The sequence below is a fragment of the Vibrio sp. D420a genome (assembly GCF_030248625.1).
GTDB lineage: Bacteria > Pseudomonadota > Gammaproteobacteria > Enterobacterales > Vibrionaceae > Vibrio > Vibrio fortis_A.
This window is the reverse complement of sequence record NZ_JAHGAN010000034.1, coordinates 1-21643: the sequence shown is the minus strand read 5'-3', so window position 1 is coordinate 21643 and position 21643 is coordinate 1. Positions and strand designations below refer to the sequence as shown.

Genomic DNA, 21643 nt, shown 5'->3' with positions numbered 1-21643 from the left:
CTAGCATCTAGCATCTAGATTAGTTGTTGCTGTGCAGCTCGCTGTTTAGTTCAACTGCTGATTTGTTAGCAAGACATTCAATTTGACCAGTCACTGAGTTGCGACGGAATAGTAGGTCAGAAACGCCAGCTAGGTCGCGAGCTTTAACTACTTCAACTTCTTGGCCAGAAGAGTCAAGCATGCGTACTTTAGAGCCTGCAGTTACGTACAGACCTGACTCTACAGTACAACGGTCGCCTAGAGGGAAACCAAGACCAGCATTTGCGCCTAGCAGTGAGTTTTCACCGATAGAAACGACAACCGTACCGCCACCAGATAGCGTACCCATGATAGAAGCGCCGCCACCGATGTCAGAACCGTTACCAACAACAACGCCTGCAGAGATACGACCTTCAACCATGCTCACGCCAGTTGTACCTGCGTTGAAGTTGATGAAGCCTTCGTGCATAACTGTAGTGCCTTCACCTACGTGTGCACCTAGACGAACGCGAGACGTATCAGCGATACGAACGCCTGCTGGTACTACGTAATCAACCATTTTCGGGAACTTGTCTACGCAATCTACAGACAGAGCACGACCTGCTAGGCGAGCTTCGATTTGGCGATCTGCTAGCTCAGGAAGATCGATTGGGCCTTCATTTGTCCACGCGATGTTGTGCAGTAGACCAAAGATGCCATCTAGTACCGTGCCGTGTGGTTGCACTAGGCGGTTAGAGATAAGTTGTAGCTTAAGGAAGCCTTCAGCAACTGAAGCTGGCTTCTCGTCTGTAGCAAGAACAACAAGAACAAGTGGTTGCTCAGATGATGCTGCTTTTTCTGCAAAAGATGCGTTTGCTGCATCGTCGTTTGCTGCGAATGCTTTCGCCAGTTCTGCGCTTTGTGCAGCAGAGATTTCGATAGCTTGGTTGCCTTCAGTGTAACCTGCAACTTCAGCAACAGCGGCTACAAGAGCATCGCTTGGGTTTAGAAGTGGGTTAGGGAAGAACGCTTCAATGATTTTATTGTCGCGGTTTTTGGTTGCCGTACCAAAGGCTAGTGAAAAGTAAGCCATGTTGAATCTCCATGTGTTGAGTCTTGGTTTTGCTATCTCTCCATTTACTGTTCGTGTGGTGAGCAGCTTGGGTAGCAAAAGTTAATTTAATTGCGTTCATCATAAAGAGAGCGCCCTCGTTATGAAAGGGCGCATGGGGAGAAAGTCTGTAAAATGATATTGCTTGTCTTTTGAGAGATATTTTTCTGCAACCAGATAAAGTGAAATTTGCTCTCTTTTTGCGCCAACCGACCAGCTTCGAGACGCCTAGCCGTTATACAAACAGCGCTTTATAGGCTTGCTCGATGCCTTCAATTAGCATTTGCATACCAATAACTGCCAAGATTAGACCCATCATTCGGGTTATCACATTCAGTGCACTTGGGCCGACGGCTTTAACGAAGCGTTCGCCAAACACAAACAGAATATAGGTGAGTGTACAGAGTAGGCCGAAAGCAACAATGGTTATGATGGTTTCATAAATCCCTTCGGTGCTGGCGAAGTTCATCGCGGTCGCTATCGTACCAGGTCCTGCGAGGATCGGCATGGCTAGAGGGGAGACTGCGATACTCAGAGCTGCATCTTGCTGGGCGTCAGAGTGAACTTTTTCTTTGGCTTTGCTGTGTGTGGAATCGCCCTGCAACATGTGAAAGCCAATCAAAAACACCAATATCCCACCAGTGATTCTCAGTGCGTATAGCGTGATACCAAAAAGATCGAAGATTAGCTTGCCAGAAATCGCAAAGGTACTGACGATGATAAAGGCGATGAACACGGAGCGAAATGCGATGGATTTTACTGTCTCACGATCATTGTCTCCGGTGAGCCCCAAGAAGATTGGCGTATTGGCAATTGGGTTCATGATGGCAAAAAAGCCCATGAAGACAGTAATGGTGTGGATGATCAGCTCTTTCATATTATTCCCTTAATAAAGATGGAGTTAACTTGTGTTACTCATCTGAGAATAGATAGTAGACCATGTTGAGAACAAAAAATAGCCAGCATGTTCGCTGGCTATCTGTTTCACGTTATTGTTGTTTTTTTATATTCGTTGTAGAGGCTAAGCGGCTTGGCTTACTGCGACGGCTAGCGCCACCGTAGCTCCTACCATAGGGTTGTTACCCATGCCAATGAAACCCATCATAGCCACATGGGCAGGAACAGAAGAGCTACCAGCAAACTGAGCGTCTGCGTGCATTCTGCCCATGGTGTCTGTCATGCCATAAGATGCAGGGCCTGCTGCCACGTTATCTGGGTGTAAAGTTCGACCTGTACCACCACCTGAAGCGACTGAGAAGTAAGGTAAACCTTGGCGAGTGCGTTCCGCTTTATAGATTCCTGCAACTGGGTGTTGGAAGCGCGTTGGGTTGGTTGAGTTACCTGTGATACTTACATCCACTTGTTCACGATGCATGATAGCAACCCCTTCACGAACATCATCGGCGCCGTAGCATAAGATTTCTCCGCGAGGGCCGTGTGAGAAACGGCGGCGCTCGGTTTCAATTAGCTCTCCGGTTTGGTAGTCAAACTGGGTGCGCACGTAGGTAAAGCCATTGATACGAGAGATAAGGTAAGCAGCATCTTTGCCCAAACCATTTAGAATCACTTTGAGTGGTTTGGTACGAGATTTGTTGACGTTGAGTGCGATTTTTATTGCACCTTCTGCGGCAGCAAAAGATTCATGACCAGCCAAAAAGGCGAAGCAGCCACTCTCTTCATTCAGCAAACGCGCCGCTAGTGCTCCGTGGCCAATACCGACTTGACGCTGCTCTGCAACGCTACCTGCCTTGGTATAGGCTTGGAGCGCTTCACCAATAATGTTTGCTGCTTGTTCTGCGGTCTCAGCTTGGCGATAAAGTGCCAATGCCGTACCTAGTGTATAGGCTTCTGTTGCACTGTCGAAAGCGATAGGCTGGGTGTCCATCACGAGTGCTTTCGGGTCAACATCATGCTCCAAACAGTATTGATAAGCTTGGTCGAGAGACTCCAAGTTCATTTCAGCCAATACGCGAGTTACTGATGGGTTATTTAGTGTGTTCATAGTCAGGTTCCTCTTTGGCGATTAGTGTTGGCGTGGATTGATGGTTTTTACGGCTTCATCGAAGCGGCCGTAGGTGCCAGTAGCCAGCTCAGCGGCTTCAGCAGCCGGCGTACCTTGATTCATGGCTTTCATCATTTTGCCAAGGTTCAGGTATTGATAACCGATCACTTCGCTGTGTTCATCCAACGCAAGCTGAGTCACGTAGCCTTCTGCGAGCTCCATGTATCGCACCCCTTTGGCGGTTGTCGAGTAACTGGTGCCGACTTGGCTGCGTTGTGTTTGTCCTAAATCTTCCAGCGCAGCGCCAATTTCGAGGCCGCCTTCAGAGAATGCCGATTGAGTTCGACCATAGACAAACTGCAGAAAGATCTCGCGCATTGCGACGTTAATTGCATCGCACACAAGGTCGGCATTGAGTGCTTCGAGAATGGTTTTTCCAGATAGGATCTCTGCTGCCATAGCTGCCGATTGAGTCATGCCTGAACAACCAATAGTTTCAATTAATGCTTCTTCGATGATGCCGTTTTTGACGTTAAGAGTCAGTTTTGCCGCGCCTTGTTGTGGAGCACAAGCACCCACGCCATGGCTTAAACCAGAGATAGCAATCACGTCTTTCGGGCTTACCATCGCACCTTCAACTGGAATGGGTGCAGATGCATGAAGGTCGCCGCGTTGAATCGGGCACATGTTTTGGATTTCAGATGAGTATTGCATAGTGTTTTCTCACTTATAGGGCCGGTGAAGACCTCGAACGTTGAGAAAACAGGACATGTTGGAAGAGGTGTGGCTAATTTCACTACAGATCTTGCGTATCGTGACACCAAGGAAAAAGAGCAAACTAAGCTCGTAAAATGGTGGGTATAACGATACTACCAACAGGATTACCTGTTTTCGATTCTGTAGGAGTCATTAGCACGGTTCGATATGAACGGGCGGTTGAAGCTAGAAAGCTTAGGTGGAACCCCATCACCTGATGGTGTATAGATTAGATCTCAATCACACTTTCTTGCAAGAGAATGTTTAGAGCAATTTTAACTATAAACTCGGTTCATTATATTTCGATAGGTATAAAAAAACGCCAACTGCATACTCTGTTCAGAGTTGTCATTGACGTTTTTAGCAGAGGTATCAGCGAGTTATGCTGCGTCTTCTTCCGCGTCTTCAACCGCTTCAAGCTTTTTAGCTTTCTTAGGTGCTGGTTTACGCTTAGCACCAAGTGCGTAAAGAACTTCTTCTTTGTTCTTCGCAAGGTACATTGCAAGCTCTTCTTGCTTGCCTTCGTCTTCTACTAATTCGCTTTTGCCTAACAGTTCAAAAAGCTCATCAGCCATATCCAGCATTTTGTCGTATGCGTCAGCTTCGGCTTTAGAGGTAAAAGTCATTTTCTCTTCTCCGTTGCGTTCCACCACGTACTTGACGATAACAGCCATGGTTAATCCTCTAAGTTTGATAAATTTTACTGGCTTTTTATACAGTTTTAGTGACTAAAAGTCCAGTTGCCAACCTTGATAGAAGTATCAATCTTGATGTGTCGCCCACTCTTCACAATAACTCATGAAGGATTTGAGAAGTGGACTCTGATATTTGTCTTTGTGGACCAGCATCCAAAATCGACGCTTCATATCCAGTGGTACATTCAGCGTTTTCACTCGACCATCTTTGATAGCGGGCTCTGCTGCGAGCTTGGAGAGGCAAGCCAAGCCTAGTGCGGCTGATACCGAATTGATGATCGCCTCGGTGGTATTGAGTTCGAATGATTCATACCAGTGCTCAAGACGTGGTGCTACTGTTCGTAAAAAGAACTCTCGAGTACCGGAGCCAGATTCACGGAGTATCCAGTGACTGCTCTCAAGTTCGCGCAGTGGCACGGTATCCAAGTCTGCCAACGGGTGATCGGGGTTAGCAACAATGCACATTTCGTCGCTACTAAATTGGCTCGTGAGCAGTTCGGGGTGCAAAGTTTTACCCTCAATCAGCGCGATATCGAGTTCGTAGTCGACCAGCTTTTGGCAAATCAAAGCACTGTTGGAAATAAACAGGCTCTGCTCTTGATGTTGAGTTTGCTGACGAAACTCTGAGAGGATAAACGGTGCAACTTGATTGCCTATGGTGTCACTGGCGCCAACCTTTAATAAACCACTTAATGGTTGGTCGTCACTGAATAATTCATCAATGCTGGCCGCTCGATGTAGTATCTCATCAGCAAGAGGCAGTAATTTTTGTCCCTCTTGATTGATGATCAGTCGGTTGTTGACGCGATCAAACAGAGAGTGCCCAAGCTGTTTCTCCATTTCACCTAAAGCCATACTGACAGCCGCTTTTGATAAAAAGAGTGCCTCGGCAGCGGCAGTCATCGTCGAATGTTGGGTGATGGTGACAAATACTTTGAGCTGTTTAATTGATATATTAGCCATCGAAATTTTATCAGCCTGTGATTGAGTGGTTTAATGTTTAGAAAACCTGAACAAGTGTTATATATAATTGGATATAACTTAACAAACCGCAAGCGTATTATGGCCTCAACAAGCTGATGAGTTCACAGATAAGTGAATGGGATGAAGAGAGGCTGACATGATTCAACGACTAAAATACAGATTAACCGGCGCACCGACTCCTATGGCGGGACTGGCACTTGCTATTGCCAGCCTTGGTTGGTGTTGGGATGGGGTACTCGTATCTCAAGGCTTATTGCAAACTCCTGGGTTAGTGCAGTGGGTGAGCGCTGGGATCGCGGGCGTACTTCTAGCAATATTGGCAGTGAAATTTTTGATTCACGGTCACTTGCTGCGTGAAGATCTTGCACACCCTGTTGTGGGCAGTGTTGTCCCGACTTTTGCGATGGGTTGTATGGTGGTATCGGCATCATTAGATCCGATCTCTGTTTTTTTAAGAGAACTGGTGTGGATTCTCTCTGTAGGGTTGCATGTGATTTTCTTGGTGAGCTTCTTGTACCACCGCGCTAAAGAGTTTGAGATTCACCATATGGTACCAAGCTGGTTTGTTCCGCCTATTGGCATTGTGGTTGCGGATGTTTCTTTCTCGGGTAACCCTGTACTTGAGCCAGTGGCGAATGCAGTCTTGTTCTTCGGTCTCGGTGTTTACGCAGTGATGCTACCAATGATGGTGTATCGTTTGATGTTCCGTCACGAGATCCCAGACGCGGCGAAACCAACAATCGCTATCCTAGCTGCGCCGGCAAGTCTGTCTTTGGCTGGTTATCTCACCGTATCTGCAAACCCATCACCAGTAGTGATTGGTCTGCTATTCGGAATTGCAATTTTAATGACATTCATCATCTATGTAGCGTTTTTTAAATTGCTTCGTTTACCATTCAGCCCAGGCTATGCGGCGTTCACTTTCCCTATGGTCATTGGTGCGACAGCATTGTTTAAGGTAGCGGCTTGGATGCAGGATGTAGGTGTTGAAGGTGAGTACATCAACCAAGTGTTCAATTTGGCTTACTTAGAGCTAATGGTCGCGACGCTCGTCGTAGGTTATGTAGCCGCACGTTACTACATGAATTACAAACCACACCGTTTAATGAGTGTTGCAAAAGGTCGTTTATAACTGGTGGTCGTTCAAAAGATAAACAGACCTTAAGCTTTTGGTATTTCATAAGCTTATATTGCTCATCCAAACTCAGCACTTATGCTAATCTGGCAGTATATTGTGGCAAGATTAGTGTGAGTGCACTTTGTTTACTGTTTACCATTCCAATAAAGTTGATACTTTAAAAATTCTTCTCGTTCACTTAATCAAAAGTGATCCTCTGGCTAATCCATTCGACAAAGAGCAGATCTTAGTACAAAGTCCGGGTATGTCTCAGTGGCTTAAAATGGAGCTGGCGAAAGAGTTTGGTGTTGCCGCAAACATAGATTTTCCTCTTCCAGCAACCTTCATCTGGGAGATGTTTACCCAAGTTCTCCCTGATGTTCCCAAGCGCAGTGCTTTTAACAAAGAGGCGATGACTTGGAAGCTGATGAGTATTCTGCCCGCTAAGCTCGACCATCCTGATTTCTTGCCGCTGCAGCGTTATTTGGAAAACGACACCGATAGCTCCAAGCTGTACCAATTGGCTGAGAAAATTGCCGATATTTTTGATGGTTATTTGGTGTACCGACCTGAGTGGATGGCGGCTTGGGAAGCGGGTGAGCCTGTGGCTGAGTTGCAAGACGCAGATGGTCAGCAAGAACATCCGTGGCAGCCGATATTGTGGAAAGCTCTGTACGAGCAAACACTATCCCAAGGCCAATCAAAGTATCACCGTGGTAACTTGTACCATGACTTTATTGAAGCGCTCGCACAGCAGAAAGATCAGCTTTCCCATCTTCCTAAGCGATTGTTTGTGTTTGGTATCTCATCACTACCACCGCGCTATATGGATGCCCTCAAAGCTATGGGTGAACACATTGATGTCCACTTGATGTTTACTAACCCATGTCAGCACTACTGGGGCGATATTCGTGACAGAAAGTATCTGGCAAGAGTGGAAGCGCAGCGTCGTAAGCAGTTTGCTTTGGTCGAGGGCTCGCCTCAGCTAGAAGGAGAGGTTTCACCATTAAAAGATGGCTTGGAAGCTAATGTAGAAGATGAACTGCACACTAGCCAAGCCGTGGGCAATAGTTTACTGGCATCGATGGGTAAACTTGGTCGTGACAATCTGTTTTTATTGTCCCAGTCTGAGTGTGAAGAGCATGAATTTTTCATTGATGTTGAGCGCGATAGCCTGCTGCATCAGCTTCAAGCCGATATTTTGGAGCTAGAAGAGCATCAAGATGATCACATCCTCGATTCGAGTGAACACAAGCAGAGTGTTGTACTTGGTGACCGCTCGTTAACGGTTCACGCTTGTCATAGCCCAATGCGTGAAGTGGAAGTGCTGCACGACCAGTTGCTGGCGATGTTCGATGCCGATCCAAGCCTGAAACCACGCGACATTATCGTAATGGTAGCGGACATCAATGCCTACAGCCCTGCGATTCAAGCGGTGTTTGGTAATGCTCCGGGTGAGCGTTACATCCCTTACTCCATCTCGGATAGAACGGCCGATCAAGAAAGCCCAATCTTAACCGCATTCATGCAGCTGGTGGCGCTGCCTAAGAGTCGTTGTCTTGCTTCAGAGTTGCTTGAGTTACTTGAAATCCCGGCGATGATGGCGCGCTTTGATATCGATGAATACCAATTCGAACAAGCTAAACAGTGGGTTGAAGAGACGGGTATTCGCTGGGGTGTTGATGGCAGTACCGCAACAGAATTTGACCTACCCGAGACTCAACAAAACACTTGGCTGTTCGGAGTTCAGCGGATGCTGCTTGGCTATGCGATGTCTGAATCTGCAGGATTATTTGAAACCGCTGACTCATCGATTGCTGCATACGATGAAGTGCAAGGCATGAGCGCAGAGCTTGCGGGTAAGCTCGCGCACTTTATTGATCGCATTACCCATTATCGACAGCGCCTCAATCAGTCACAACCGATTGAACGTTGGCGTGAGACTCTGCTTAACTTGATCGATGACTTCTTCAGCGTCGAGCTTGAGGGCGAAGTGGTATTAAAGTCGATTCGTGATGCTTTAGGGCAACTTAACGAACAGCTTGATGATGCTTTGTTTGAGCAAGATTTATCACCAAGCATCGTTTATCAGTACCTGAACAATAAACTCTCTGGGGCACGCATCAGCCAACGCTTTTTAGCAGGACAAGTGAACTTCTGTACTCTGATGCCGATGCGTTCGATTCCTTTCAAAACGGTATGTCTGCTGGGAATGAATGATGGTGTTTATCCGCGTTCTATGCCACCAGAAGGCTTTGACTTAATGAATGGCCGCACTCGTCCAGGTGACCGTTCTCGTCGTGATGATGACCGTTACCTGTTCTTAGAGGCGATGTTATCGGCGCAAGAGAGTCTGTACATCAGTTATGTTGGTCGCTCTATTCAAGACAATACTGAGCGCGTCCCGTCAGTGTTAGTGTCTGAGCTGATCGAATACTGCGAACAGAACTACTGCCTACAGGGTGACGAGGCTCTGGGAAGCGATGAATCCGGGCGTAAGCTAAGCGGAGCTCAGATGTTTGAACACACCATGACGCCATTCAGTCCGAGTGCTTTCATGTCGGATCAAGACAATACGCAGCTTAGCTACGCTAAAGAGTGGCTGCCTGCGGCAAATCGAGCTGGTGAGCGCAGTGGTGAATTCAACCGTGCGTTAGAAGATTACCTTTCCGGAGCCACTTATCCACTCGAGCTTGATCTGGTCGAGTTACAGCGTTTTTGGCGTCTACCTGTTCAATACTTCTTTAATCGCCGTTTAAAGGTGGTGTTTGAGCCGCCGTTACCAGTGATGGAAGACGATGAGCCGTTTGTGTTGAATGGTCTAGAGAGCTATCAACTCAAAGATGCACTCTTACAAGTATTGATTGATAACCCTCAATCGCCGGATGAAGCTATCCGTCATTTTGTCGCTAAGCAGAAAGCTCAAGGTCGTTTGCCGGTTGGGGCATTTGGTGACATTGAGTTTGAGACCAATCGTGTGCAAGCCGAGGAGCTAGCCAAAGAGATCCAATTCGTTACAGGTGCGCCTAAAGAAGATTTAGAGGTCAATATTACGATAGATAGCCTCGGCGAAGGAAAACCGGTCAAGTTGATAGGTTGGCTAACGCACAACTATCAATCGGGTCTAGTGCGTTATCGCAGTGGTAAAATTCGCGCGCAAGACTATCTGGCCGCTTGGATTGATCACCTGTGTTGCAATGTGATGGGCAATCCACAAACGACGCATATTATCGGTTACGACAAGAAGGAGGGCGTGGTGCATCTTACGCTTAGCCCTCTGAGTGATGTTCAAACTGCAAAGCAGACTTTAGGCGAGCTCGTTCGTCTGTTCTATCAAGGTATGACTCAACCGCTTCCATACTTTCCTAAAACGGCCTTAGCGGGAGTTGAGGCAGGATTCAGTCGAGGCAAATGGGTTGATGATGAAGAGAAGTCTCTGAAGAAGATGGCGGATACCTTTAATGATAGTTACGCGTTTACCGGTGAAGGACGCGACAGCTACATCTCACGTATTTGGCCAAAGTGGGATGACACATTGGCGGCGGAAGCAAGGCTGTACTCTACGCTAGTGATGCAAGCAGCTCGTCTTGCAGCGATTGATCCCAATGATCAGGAGTAACCTAGGGCGATCGTCAAGATCGCTCAACCCATGCCAATTAGGCCGATGTATATGGGAAGCTTATTACGATTTTAGAATGAGTATAGACCGGATAAGAGAAGTGCTGAGAAGGCAGGGAATGAAAAGCACAGGAATTAAAGTGGCCGCCAGTAAATCATTATTAGTGTAGGGCGTTCGCTGTACGGCCACAGGTCAGAGGGACCATTATTCTTTTGGTTCTTTGGTGGCGAAAAAGTAATCGCTTGCCTGAACTCGTGGGCGCATAGTAACGACGTGCACCAAATTGATCCGTGAGAGAGATCGCACTCCCTAATAAGATATTGGTACTAGACCAGATTTGAATGACGTTTTTGATACTAGGTCACATTTGTAACAGAATAATTAAGAAGAAGGCAGCTCGGTATGACTACCACAAATCGTGATCTCGCTATCACGCCACAAGCGCTTAATACCATGACGTTTCCTCTGCATGGGGCGCGATTGATTGAAGCCTCTGCGGGTACGGGTAAAACCTTCACGATAGCTGGCTTGTATCTGCGACTTTTGCTTGGTCACGGTACATCAAAGGTTGGCGTAAACGGTGAAGAGCCGAGTCGACACCAGCAACCACTAACGGTCGATCAGATTTTGGTGGTGACCTTTACTGAAGCGGCAACCGCGGAACTTAGAGATCGTATTCGAGCTCGTATTCACGATGCGCGCATTGCTTTCTCGCGTGGTCAGAGTGGCGATCCTGTGATTGCTCCTCTACTTGAAGACATTGACGATCATGCGGGGGCTGCCAAAATCCTTCTTAATGCTGAAAGGCAGATGGACGAAGCGGCGGTATACACCATTCACGGCTTCTGCCAACGCATGCTAACGCAAAATGCGTTTGAGTCAGGCAGTCGCTTTGACAATGAATTTGTGACCGACGAAAGTCATCTAAAAGCACAAGTGGTGGCAGATTACTGGCGTAAACAGTTCTACCCATTACCGCTGCAGTTGGCTGGCGAAGTACGTAACATCTGGGGTTCACCTTCTGCTCTGTTAGCGGATGTGAATCGCTACCTGACAGGCGCGCCGTTAAAGCTAACGGTAGAGGCGATGTCTGGTGATCTGCAATCTCTTCACAACGGCAATCTCGACAAAATCAGAGCGCTCAAAGCACAATGGCTGGCATCGCAAGAGGACTTTCTGCCCATTATATCGGGCTCAGATGTTAACAAACGCAGCTACACCAAAAAGTCATTGCCGACTTGGTTAGAGGCGGTAACGACTTGGGCGCAAAGTGAGACACACGATTATCATTACCCAGATAAACTCGAGAAGTTTGCTCAATCGACGCTGAATGAAAAAACACCGAAAGGCACGGCTCCTTGTCATGAGGTTTTTGAGGCGATCGATACCTTCTTAGCACAGCCTGCGGATATGAAAGCGCCGCTACTGGCGCATGCGATTACCCATTGTCGAACCATGCTTGCCGCTGCCAAAGAGCAGAAGCAGTGGCTCTCGTTTGATGATCTGCTTACCCAGCTCTCAGCATCGATTGATGTCGATGAGCAATCACTGTTAATCGAACGAATTCGCGCTCTTTATCCGGTCGCGATGATCGATGAATTCCAAGATACCGACCCTCTGCAATACAGCATCTTCAGCCGTATTTATCTGGATAGCCCACAATGTGGTTTGTTTATGATCGGTGACCCAAAGCAGGCGATTTACGGCTTCCGTGGTGCAGATATTTTTACTTATATCAAAGCGCGTAACCAAGTAAGTGCCCACTACACTCTTGGCACTAACTGGCGTTCAAGTGCAGACATGGTGAGTGCGGTAAATCAGGTGTTTAGCAACTCTGATAGTCCGTTTATCTATGACGAAGATATTCCGTTTCTCCCTGTCGCTTCGAGTCCAAATGCCGATTTGCGTCAATGGACACTTGGTGATGAGGTTCAACCTGCGGTGACATTTTGGCTGCAAGAGGCGGAAGACAAGCCTTTGCCTAAAGGGGAGTATCACGCAGCGATGGCAGAAGCGACGGCGAGTCAAATTCAAACAATATTGACTGCTTCTCAAGAACAGCAAGCGTTTCTTGATAACGGCAAAAGCCAAAAATCGATTCAAGCGGGTGATATAGCTGTATTGGTGCGAACCGGTAGTGAAGGGCGTTTGATTAAGACGGCTCTTGCAGAGCAAGGCATCGCCAGTGTTTACCTCTCTAACCGAGACAGTGTTTTTGTCAGTCTTGTTGCTCAAGATCTTCAACGTTTGTTGCAAGCGGTACTAACTCCTGAAAATGACCGAGCTCTTCGTGCTTGCCTGGCTTCTGAGTTGTTTGCCCTTGATGCGGCATCACTAGACCAACTGAACAATGATGAGGTTGTTTGGGAAAATGCGGTTAATGAATTTCGTGAGTACCGAAAGCTGTGGCTACAGCGCGGTGTGCTACCGATGTTACGCGCGGTGATGAGTAAGCGCCACCTAGCTGAGCGATTGTTGGAAGAAGAGAACGGGGAGCGTGCACTGACGGATTTAATGCACATCGGAGAATTGCTCCAGCAAGCGAGACAGGAGCTAGACAGTGACTATGGACTGTTGCGCTGGCTCGCGGAAGCGATCATCGATGCGCAGAATGGTTTGGGTGGCAGTGAAGATGACATTCAACGTCTAGAGTCAGAAAGAAACTTGGTGCAAATCGTTACTATCCATAAGTCCAAAGGCTTGGAATATGACTTAGTGTTCTTGCCGTTTGTAGCAAGCTACCGTGAAGCGAGCGAAGGTAAATATTACGACCACGCTACAGACACCACTGTGCTTGATATCACAGCCAGTGATGGCGCGTTAGCGCAAGCCGACAAAGAACGCTTAGCGGAAGACTTACGTTTGATCTATGTAGCGCTAACCCGTGCTGTTTACGGCTGCTTTATTGGTATGGCACCTCTGCGCAAGGGGCGCTCAACCAAAGAGCCGACGGGTGTGCATTTGAGCGCAATGGGCTATCTGGTTCAAAATGGGAACGAGTGCAGCATTGCTGAACTACAGCAAGCGTTGGCGAGTTTAGAGAGTGGCAATCAAAGCATTACATTGAGCGAGACGCCTACGCAGCATGAGCAACCTTTTGTAGCTAAATCAGAACCACAACCTGATCTCCAAGCTCAAGAGTTGAAGGCGTCGATTGACCGTGCGTGGCGTATCACTAGTTACTCTGGGTTAGTCAAGCAAGGCAGTCATGGCGCAAGTCATGATGCGACGATGGAGGTATCGGGCTTTGATATTGATTCTGCCGATGAGCAGGATGAAGGCGAGCTGATTGAGCCAGAGCGTTCTATCTTTACTTTCCCTCGAGGAGCAAGACCGGGTACGTTTTTGCATACCTTGTTTGAAGAAGTCGAGTTTACCGAGCCTGCGACCAGCGAGCACAATACTCAAGTGATCACTCACTTACTGGAACTTGAACAGTATGAGCTTGAGTGGTTACCGGTTCTTCAACAATTGGCTGATACCGTGCTCAACACCGCTTTAGATGGTAAAAAGCTTAAGTTAAGCGAGAAAAATGCTTCTCAGCGACTTGTTGAGATGGAGTTTTTATTGCCCATTGAGGTGTTAGCATCCTCAGAACTCAACCGTGTTATTCAGTATCATGATCCTCTTTCGGCGAAAGCTGGCGACCTCGGTTTTCACACTGTGCAAGGCATGTTGAAGGGCTTTATTGATTTGGTGTTTGAACATGAAGGCAAATACTACGTGCTTGACTGGAAATCAAATCACTTAGGGGATGATGTGGCGGTTTATCATGGCGACGCCCTTAAGAGTGCTATGGCCGATCACCGATATGATTTGCAGTATCAAATTTACGCCTTAGCTCTGCACCGCTTCCTACGCAGTCGAATTGCAAATTACAGCTACCAAAAGCATTTTGGCGGTGTTTATTATCTGTTTTTACGTGGTATGGATGGACAATCTCAGCAAGGAATATTTTCCGCTAAACCAAGTGAAGCCATGCTCAATGAAATGGATCAATTGATTGACGGCAAGATCGTCGATCGCCAAACAACTCAATCGAATGATGACCAAGCTGGACAGATGGAGCTTATATAATGACACCCATTGATTTACACCAAGCGCCATTGATGGATGTGCTGCAGCTATTGGCAGACAAAGGCACCATTCGCCAGCTCGATTATCAATTTGCTCGCTTTATTGCTCAGCAAGCGAGTGGCTACTCGCAAGAGGCCGGTACCGCACAGCAGCTTGGCTTTCTTGCAGGTGTGGTAAGTCATGAGTTAGGTAAAGGCCATATCTGTATGCAGCTGACAGTGAGTGATCACTATCAGTCTAATATACCCGCTGACTTAGCGCAGTTACTCGGCCTTTATGGTGAAGCAGCACTACAGCTTAATCAACGACTATTGAATATCGATTGGTCTGCTATTTTGAATAACTCAAGTCTGGTTGGCACCAGTGCTGAATGTGTTAAGCCACTCATGTTTGACGGGCAGCGTGTCTATCTGCAGCGCTATTGGAATTATGAGGTGGTATTGGCTGAGGCTTTAAATCGCCTAAGTCATCCGGTGGAGTTTAATCTGGAGCAGAAGCGAGCGCTGACACAAACACTTAATCAGCTATTTGCTCGGAGCTATCACTTTCTTTTTAATGCCTTGGCCAAAGCTGATTCGAATGGTCAAAGCTCGCAAGTGTTGCGCCAGCAGCTGGTGTGCGATCACTTAGATGTTGTCTCAGAATCCGAACTGAATTGGAATGAGATTGATAGAGTTGTAACAGATGCACGTCAGGTTTCTGACCTTAGTGCACTGGATGAGCTAGTGCCTTTGTCGGTATGCCTCAACTGGCAAAAAGTAGCAGCAGCGGTAGCACTCAGCCGTCGATTTGCAGTGATATCAGGTGGTCCTGGTACAGGTAAAACCACCACCGTTGCAAAACTGTTATCTGCGATGGTAGAGCAGTCATTGAACTTGGGTAAAACCCCGACCATTAAACTGGTTGCGCCAACAGGTAAAGCGGCAGCGCGTTTGACTGAGTCAATCGGTAAGGCGATTGATCAGCTACCTGTTGAGCCTATCGTCAAACAGAACATTCCAACAGAGTCGAGTACCTTACATCGCTTACTTGGTGCCATTCCGAATCGCGCCGAGTTTAGGCATCATCGTCGAAACCCACTGCATTTGGATATTCTGGTCGTCGATGAAGCTTCGATGGTCGACCTCTCTATGATGTATAAGCTGGTGGATGCTCTTCCTCCACATGCGCGCTTGATTCTTCTGGGAGATAAAGATCAACTAGCCTCGGTTGAAGCTGGTGCGGTGTTGGGTGATATCTGTGCTTTCAATGCTTACGGCTACAGTGCGCCTCAAGGGAACTTGATTGCTGAGCTGACCAGCTTTAGTTCTTTAGCTAGCAGACAATCCAAGTCGTACAATGTGGTGAGTGCTCCTGCTGTGGCTGATAGTTTGTGTATGCTGCAAAAGAGTTATCGTTTTGATGCTCGCTCTGGTATTGGTCAACTTGCTAAGGCAATTAATGCAGGTTCGGCCGCTCAAGTCGATGTGGTATTGAATAAAGGCTTTGCCGATATTGAGCATCACTCGCTTTCTAGTGACAGCTACAACCTGATGCTTCGCACGCTGGTTAACGAATACGGCAACTATTTAAACTGTATTCACAAACCGTTAGCTGAAGGTGAGAAGCAAAAGGAGCGCGCCAAACAAGCGCTCGATCTTTTCAGCCAGTGTCGACTTCTTTGTGCAGTGCGAGATGGTGATTTTGGTGTTTCAGGGTTAAATCAACGCATTGAACGAGCATTAGCGGCGAGGCGTCTAGTCCAACCGCACAATGAAGAGCTTTGGTATCACGGTCGCCCTGTGATGGTAACACGTAATGACCATGGCCTTGGCTTGTATAATGGCGATATTGGCCTCTGTATGCTGGACTCTACCGCTACCGAAGATGGTTCATCGCCAAGGCTTAAGGTTTATTTTGAGTTGCCTGATGGAAGTGTCAAAGCGGTACTTCCTAGCCGAGTTCCTGAGCATGAAACCGCCTATGCGATGACAATCCATAAATCTCAGGGTAGTGAATTTGATTTAACCTTGATGATATTGCCACCGGAATTCAGCCCGATTTTAACGCGAGAGCTTATCTATACTGGAGTAACACGTGCAAAGTCTCGTTTGATGATGTTTAGTGATAGCTCGGTGTTTAAGCGAAGTATTAAGGTGAAAACTCAGCGTGTGAGCGGATTAGCGGTGCGTTTGGGGCGTAGTGAAATCTAGCGGTAGGTAATTTTAAGATGGGAAGCAGCCGTCCGTGGTTGCTTCTTTTGAGTTTAGACCTAGCTGTCTTTACTCAGAAATGCTCTCGTAAAAGAGATATGGTTTATCTTGTATTTTGCTTGGCAGTTCAAGATAAACTCCTTCAAGTTGTCAGTCACTGGAAAAACACAGTGGACGTCCAACCCTTCAAGAAATTGGTTGTCAGCCATATCCCAAAAGCTTTGTAGCGAATTACAAATAACGGTTCTCATATCAATATGCTCTTTTTGCTTTTTGTTATTAACGGGCATAGCCAAAGTTTAAGCCTGCGATGTTAAAGTTATAGCAATCCGTGCAAGTCCCCATGCCAAGGCATAGACGATTCCAATCATTGTTTACTGAGAATGTAAATCGGCCAAATTCTATACAATTATCAGTGTGAATAAAAGTGCATAGTTTATAAATCTCATATAGTAATCGATTACATTTGCAATCAATTTCTATCGAAAGTGAGAAAAGGCACCAAATTTAAATTTTCGGTACCCAAACTCTGAACAAAACATCCTGTTTATACATTCAACGCCAGTATTTTTGATTTGCGTTGGTAGTTGTAGAGCCCCTGTTTCTCCATTGGTAGCTCATCGACACCAATTTCATAAAAGCCTTGTTCTCTGAACCAGTGGAGACTATGGGTCGTCAGCACGAAAATCTGGTCAATATCTTGGGATTTAGATTGATGTCTCATGTAGTTGAGCAGCAGTTGTCCTCGGTTGCCATCTCGGTAATCTGGATGAATAGCAACGCACGCCATTTCTGCCATATGATCTTCAGGGTAACTGTAAAGTGCAGCACAGCCGATGATCAGTCCATCTTTCTCGATGATGGTAAAGCGGTGAATCTCTTGTTCGAGTTGTTCACGAGAGCGACGAACTAAAATGCCTTGTTCTTCAAGAGGGCGAATCAGGTCGAAGATACCGCCGATATCATCGATCTGAGCTTGTCTTACTTGCTCAGCACTCGCCATAACCACTTGAGTACCGATACCATCAAACGAGAACAGCTCTTGGATCAGTGCACCATCGAGTTTGTAGCTGATTAGGTGACAACGTGGTACACCTGCGCGACACGCAGCAATGGCACCTTTCAAGAATCGTTGTGTACCGCTACCCATATCTAGAGTTGGGTCTTGTGATTCTGTGAGACGATCGAGTATCTGCTTGGCGTCTTTTGGGAACAGCTCTGCGAGTACATTGCCATCGGTGTCGATAACCCCTTGTTCAGAACAGAATCCGATCAATTTGTCGGCCTTGAGACGAATCGCGACTTGAGTAGCGACCTCTTCGGAAAGAAGGTTAAAGCTCTCGCCAGTTACGGAGCTGGCAATGGGACCGAGCAGAACAATCGAGCCTTGGTCTAGAGTACGGTTGATCCCTTCGATATCAATACGACGGATTCTGCCGCTATGACAATAATCAGTACCGTCATCAACCCCGAGAGGTTGTGCGGTGACGAAGTTACCACTCATGACATTGAGCTGAGTACCGGCCATTGGGGTGTTGTTCAAACTCATCGACAATCGAGCAGTGATCGCAAGTTGCAGTTGTCCAGCGGCTTGCATCGCCACGCCCAATGCATACTCATCAGTAACACGGACATTCTTGTGGTACGGTGTGTAGCAATCTTGTTTGGCGAGCAGTTCGTTTATTTGAGGGCGGGCGCCATGAACCAGAACAATTTTTACACCTAGGCTGTGAAGTAGTGCAATATCATTGATAATATTACCGAAGTTGCGATCGGCCACCGCTTCGCCTCCCAGCATGATAACCATGGTTTTTCCACGGTGAGCATTAACGTAGGGGGTCGATTGTCTGAAGCCTTTAACTAAGGCGGTGCTTCTTAATTTCACAGAGAGAATCCGTTCTGGTTATTTATTCTTAAATCTAACATTTTTATTCAAATGTAAACAAGAATATTTTTGGAATAGAGAGCAAAGTATCTTTAAGAATACTTTATTCCGTAATCTTAATAAGTGTAAAATGTCAGTTGCTTCAAATTGAGTAGTTATAGTTATGCAAGCCCCAGTAAGTAAGAACAAAATCGACGACATCACCAAGAGCTTGTATAGCGAGGCTGATAAGCAGAAAAACGCCAACTTTAAACGTAAGTTTGTCGAGCGCAGCTTAATGCTATTAGCTTTGATAGGTTCGATAGCTGTGGTGATCTTGTATCAAGATGTCTTTGCTCGCATGCAGGCTGCGTCAACACCTAAGAGTATGATTTACGGCACTTGGGTGGAGCAGAATGTTGCACATTACGCCACCGATGAATTCGTATTGAATGAGCGAGGTGTGACGGTAGCTGGCTCTGTGATTGCGACTGATTTTAGCTTTGATGGAAACTATTTTGAGTATCGCTCCGCAGGGAAGACTTTTCGCTTCAAGATGGTTAACTCGGACAATACCGAGATGAGGCTCGATTCTGATGCATACTACAATCCTGTCTTTCGCCTAAAAGGTTATAACGACCATTCCGTTCGTTAGGTTATCTTACTGTAAACTCTTACAAACTTAGATTGTGTTATTCAGCCGTTTTTGTCATCCTCGTTGCATAGAAATTTTAGGATGATTCTTGTGATTAAAAAATGGCTCCCTCTGGTTTCGGCCTCTGTACTATTCGGCTGTGCACAACCGACAGACCGTGCTCAACAGTATCTTGATGATGAATTTCCTCGTACCTTAAATAAGGTTGAGCAAATCGAAACCAACTCCCCTAGAGACTACACGGCTTTTTCTGAACAAGCCGAGATGGTAGTTTCTAAATCTCCCTCGATGGCAAAAATCTATCAGCCACTTTATCAACAGTTAAACGAGTGGGCCCTGCAGAGTGGCAATCCACAAGATCTTGCGAATTACGGTGTGCAGGCTGCGCAATTGGGTGGGGGAGATAAGCAAGGTAATGTTCTATTTACTGGCTATTTCTCACCAGTGATGGAGCTGCGCCATGAGCCAAACGAAGAGTATAGGTACCCTGTTTATGCTTTACCTAACTGCGGCCAAGAGTGCCCAACGCGGGCAGAAATCTACGATGGTGCACTGGATGGACTCGGACTAGAGCTTGGCTATGCCGCGAATCGTATCGATCCTTTCATGATGGAAGTGCAGGGAAGTGGTTTTGTGCACTTTGGCGACGATGACACTCTCGAGTACTTTGCTTATGCCGGTAAAAACAACAAAGCGTATGTCAGTATTGGACGAGTGTTGATTGACCGTGGTCTGGTGCCTCGTGAAAAGATGTCTCTTAAAGCGATTAAAGAGTGGGTGATGGAAAATGATCCAGAAGTCGTAAAAGAGCTTCTAGAGCAGAACCCTTCTTTTGTTTTCTTCCAAGCGAATGAAGACTTGTCGGTGATGGGTAGTGCTGGTATTCCACTGCTACCAATGGCTGCAGTTGCTGGTGATCGTTCTATCCTGCCTATGGGTACGCCTATCTTAGCCGAAGTTCCACTGCTTAATGCAGACGGCACCTGGAGTGGAGCTCATCAACTTCGTTTATTGCTGGTGCTAGACACTGGCGGCGCGGTGAAGCAGAACCACCTAGACCTCTATCATGGTATGGGGGCTAGAGCAGGTACGGAAGCGGGACATTACAAGCACTTTGGTCGCGTTTGGAAACTTGGCTTAGACGGCAGTGCAACTGAAGCGCCATGGGCGTTGCCACCTGAAAAGGCAGAGTAAGGTCGCCCGTTGAACTACATCGGCTAATCCCCTAGACTTTTTATTCAAGAGTGCGTATAAAACGCACTCTTTCTTTTTCTAATGTAATAAATTGGCGGCAACAATGCGTGAATTGACCACACCAGCTTCTGAAAATTATGACCAACGATTTGGCGGAACTCGTCGCCTATATGGCAACAGCGAAGTTGAAATCTTAAGAGCGGCACACGTGTGTGTGGTTGGTATCGGTGGTGTTGGTTCATGGGCTGTTGAAGCCTTGGCTCGTACTGGTGTTGGTGAGCTAACCTTGATCGATATGGATGATGTATGTGTGACTAACATTAACCGTCAGATCCATGCGATGACAGGTACGGTTGGTCAAAGCAAGATTGAGGTGATGGCTGAGCGTGTTAAGTTGATCAACCCTGAGTGTAAAGTAAATCTAATTGATGACTTTATTGGTCCCGACAATCAAGCTGAATACATTACTAAAGATTTCGACTACGTCTTGGATGCGATTGATAGCATGAAAGCAAAAGCCTCTCTGCTGGCGTACTGTCGAAGCAATAAGATTAAGGTGATCACAACCGGTGGTGCTGGTGGTCAAGTTGACCCAACTCAGATTCAAGTTGCTGATTTAACAAAGACGATTCAAGATCCACTAGCGAAGAAGCTGAAAGATACATTGCGTCGTCATCATAATTTCCCGAAGAACCCTGCACGCAAGTTTGGTATTGAGTGTGTATTCTCAACTGAACAGCTGAAATACCCACAAGCTGACGGCAGTGTATGCGCAGCAAAAGCGACAGCTGAAGGCCCTAAACGTATGGATTGTGCGACGGGGTTTGGAGCTGCGACGGTGGTCACTGCAACCTTTGGCTTTGTTGCAGTATCGCGCATCGTTGAAAAGTTGATTCAGAAGTACAAGAAGTAGGAGCGACAGATGCATTCATTTCCTGACTCTCCTTTTGGTGCAACGATTACCAGTGATGATATTGTCGAGAAAATGGCAACGTTTCATGGCTGGGAAGATCGCTATCGCCAAGTGATTCAGTGGGGAAAAAAACTTCCTCAAATGCCTGAAGAGTTGAAAAGCGAGCAAGTGACTGTGGCTGGCTGCGAGAGCCAAGTGTGGTTGGTGGCTCAGCAAGACGGGGATGTTTGGTATTTCTGTGCAGATTCTGATGCGCGTATTGTTCGTGGATTGATTGCTCTTGTGATGGCAGCTTTTGATGGCAAAACGTCACAGCAGATCCAAGCATTCGATATCGATGATTATTTCGAGAAAATTGGTCTTATCGCTCACCTAAGCCCTTCACGTGGCAATGGTTTAAAAGCGATTGTTGAGCAGATTAAGCAGCTTGCTTCGTAGTTGAATAGTAACGAAAAGGGTTGGCCATCTAAGCCAACCCTTTCTATATTTTACTCGCTTACTCGCTT

At 46.8% G+C, this 21643-nt stretch carries 16 protein-coding genes and 1 riboswitch; of the genes, 8 read left to right on the top strand and 8 right to left on the bottom strand.

Annotation, left to right across the window (positions count from 1 at the left end):
* Positions 1-19: 19 nt before the first annotated feature.
* From dapD to KI743_RS20600, 6 genes are all read right to left on the bottom strand, one after another.
* Positions 20-1051 (bottom strand): 2,3,4,5-tetrahydropyridine-2,6-dicarboxylate N-succinyltransferase, encoded by a 1032-nt coding sequence (dapD, locus tag KI743_RS20625; protein ID WP_150895692.1) that lies wholly within the window; start codon positions 1049-1051, stop codon positions 20-22.
* 253 nt (positions 1052-1304) lie between these two features.
* Positions 1305-1946, bottom strand: coding sequence for a MarC family protein (locus KI743_RS20620; protein ID WP_150871230.1), 642 nt, complete (start codon positions 1944-1946; stop codon positions 1305-1307).
* Between the two features lie 144 nt (positions 1947-2090).
* Entirely contained in the window at positions 2091-3071 is a 981-nt protein-coding gene (locus KI743_RS20615; RefSeq protein ID WP_285467979.1) for a GGGtGRT protein, read from the bottom strand.
* A 21-nt stretch (positions 3072-3092) separates the two neighbouring features.
* Entirely contained in the window at positions 3093-3785 is a 693-nt protein-coding gene (locus KI743_RS20610; protein WP_285467978.1) for an iron-sulfur cluster assembly scaffold protein, read from the bottom strand.
* Positions 3786-3964: 179 nt separating this feature from the next.
* Positions 3965-4051: riboswitch (Fluoride riboswitch) on the bottom strand.
* Between the two features lie 156 nt (positions 4052-4207).
* Positions 4208-4501, bottom strand: coding sequence for a YebG family protein (locus KI743_RS20605; RefSeq protein ID WP_032551401.1), 294 nt, complete (start codon positions 4499-4501; stop codon positions 4208-4210).
* 87 nt (positions 4502-4588) lie between these two features.
* On the bottom strand, positions 4589-5485 hold the full coding sequence (locus tag KI743_RS20600; RefSeq protein ID WP_285467977.1) for a LysR family transcriptional regulator: 897 nt from the start codon (positions 5483-5485) through the stop codon (positions 4589-4591).
* 202 nt (positions 5486-5687) lie between these two features.
* On the opposite strand from KI743_RS20600, the gene KI743_RS20595 reads away from it, so the two are divergent.
* The 4 genes from KI743_RS20595 to recD all read left to right on the top strand — a co-directional run bounded on the left by KI743_RS20595 (position 5688) and on the right by recD (position 16511).
* Entirely contained in the window at positions 5688-6638 is a 951-nt protein-coding gene (locus KI743_RS20595) for a TDT family transporter (protein WP_285467980.1), read from the top strand.
* 127 nt (positions 6639-6765) lie between these two features.
* On the top strand, positions 6766-10242 hold the full coding sequence (gene recC / locus KI743_RS20590; RefSeq protein WP_285467976.1) for an exodeoxyribonuclease V subunit gamma: 3477 nt from the start codon (positions 6766-6768) through the stop codon (positions 10240-10242).
* A gap of 402 nt (positions 10243-10644) precedes the next feature.
* Positions 10645-14319, top strand: a complete 3675-nt coding sequence (recB, locus tag KI743_RS20585) for an exodeoxyribonuclease V subunit beta (protein ID WP_285467975.1) — start codon at positions 10645-10647, stop codon at positions 14317-14319.
* Positions 14319-16511, top strand: coding sequence for an exodeoxyribonuclease V subunit alpha (recD, locus tag KI743_RS20580; RefSeq protein WP_306416929.1), 2193 nt, complete (start codon positions 14319-14321; stop codon positions 16509-16511). The genes recB and recD overlap by 1 nt, the downstream gene beginning before the upstream one ends.
* A 59-nt stretch (positions 16512-16570) precedes the next feature.
* On the opposite strand, the gene KI743_RS20575 is transcribed toward recD, so the two are convergent.
* Together KI743_RS20575 and argA are read right to left on the bottom strand one after the other, a co-directional pair.
* Complete coding sequence (locus tag KI743_RS20575; protein ID WP_032551408.1) at positions 16571-16762, bottom strand: hypothetical protein; 192 nt, start codon at positions 16760-16762, stop codon at positions 16571-16573.
* 296 nt (positions 16763-17058) lie between these two features.
* Positions 17059-18396 (bottom strand): amino-acid N-acetyltransferase, encoded by a 1338-nt coding sequence (gene argA / locus KI743_RS20570; RefSeq protein ID WP_285467974.1) that lies wholly within the window; start codon positions 18394-18396, stop codon positions 17059-17061.
* Positions 18397-18559: 163 nt separating this feature from the next.
* On the opposite strand from argA, the gene KI743_RS20565 reads away from it, so the two are divergent.
* The 4 genes from KI743_RS20565 to csdE all read left to right on the top strand — a co-directional run bounded on the left by KI743_RS20565 (position 18560) and on the right by csdE (position 21575).
* Complete coding sequence (locus KI743_RS20565) at positions 18560-19030, top strand: DUF2850 domain-containing protein (protein ID WP_150871254.1); 471 nt, start codon at positions 18560-18562, stop codon at positions 19028-19030.
* Positions 19031-19111: 81 nt separating this feature from the next.
* On the top strand, positions 19112-20224 hold the full coding sequence (gene mltA / locus KI743_RS20560) for a murein transglycosylase A (protein WP_285467973.1): 1113 nt from the start codon (positions 19112-19114) through the stop codon (positions 20222-20224).
* 103 nt (positions 20225-20327) lie between these two features.
* Positions 20328-21137 (top strand): tRNA cyclic N6-threonylcarbamoyladenosine(37) synthase TcdA, encoded by an 810-nt coding sequence (gene tcdA / locus KI743_RS20555; protein WP_150871260.1) that lies wholly within the window; start codon positions 20328-20330, stop codon positions 21135-21137.
* 9 nt (positions 21138-21146) lie between these two features.
* Positions 21147-21575: a cysteine desulfurase sulfur acceptor subunit CsdE gene (gene csdE / locus KI743_RS20550; protein WP_285467972.1), complete on the top strand. Its 429-nt coding sequence runs from the start codon at positions 21147-21149 to the stop codon at positions 21573-21575.
* Positions 21576-21643 lie beyond the last annotated feature (68 nt).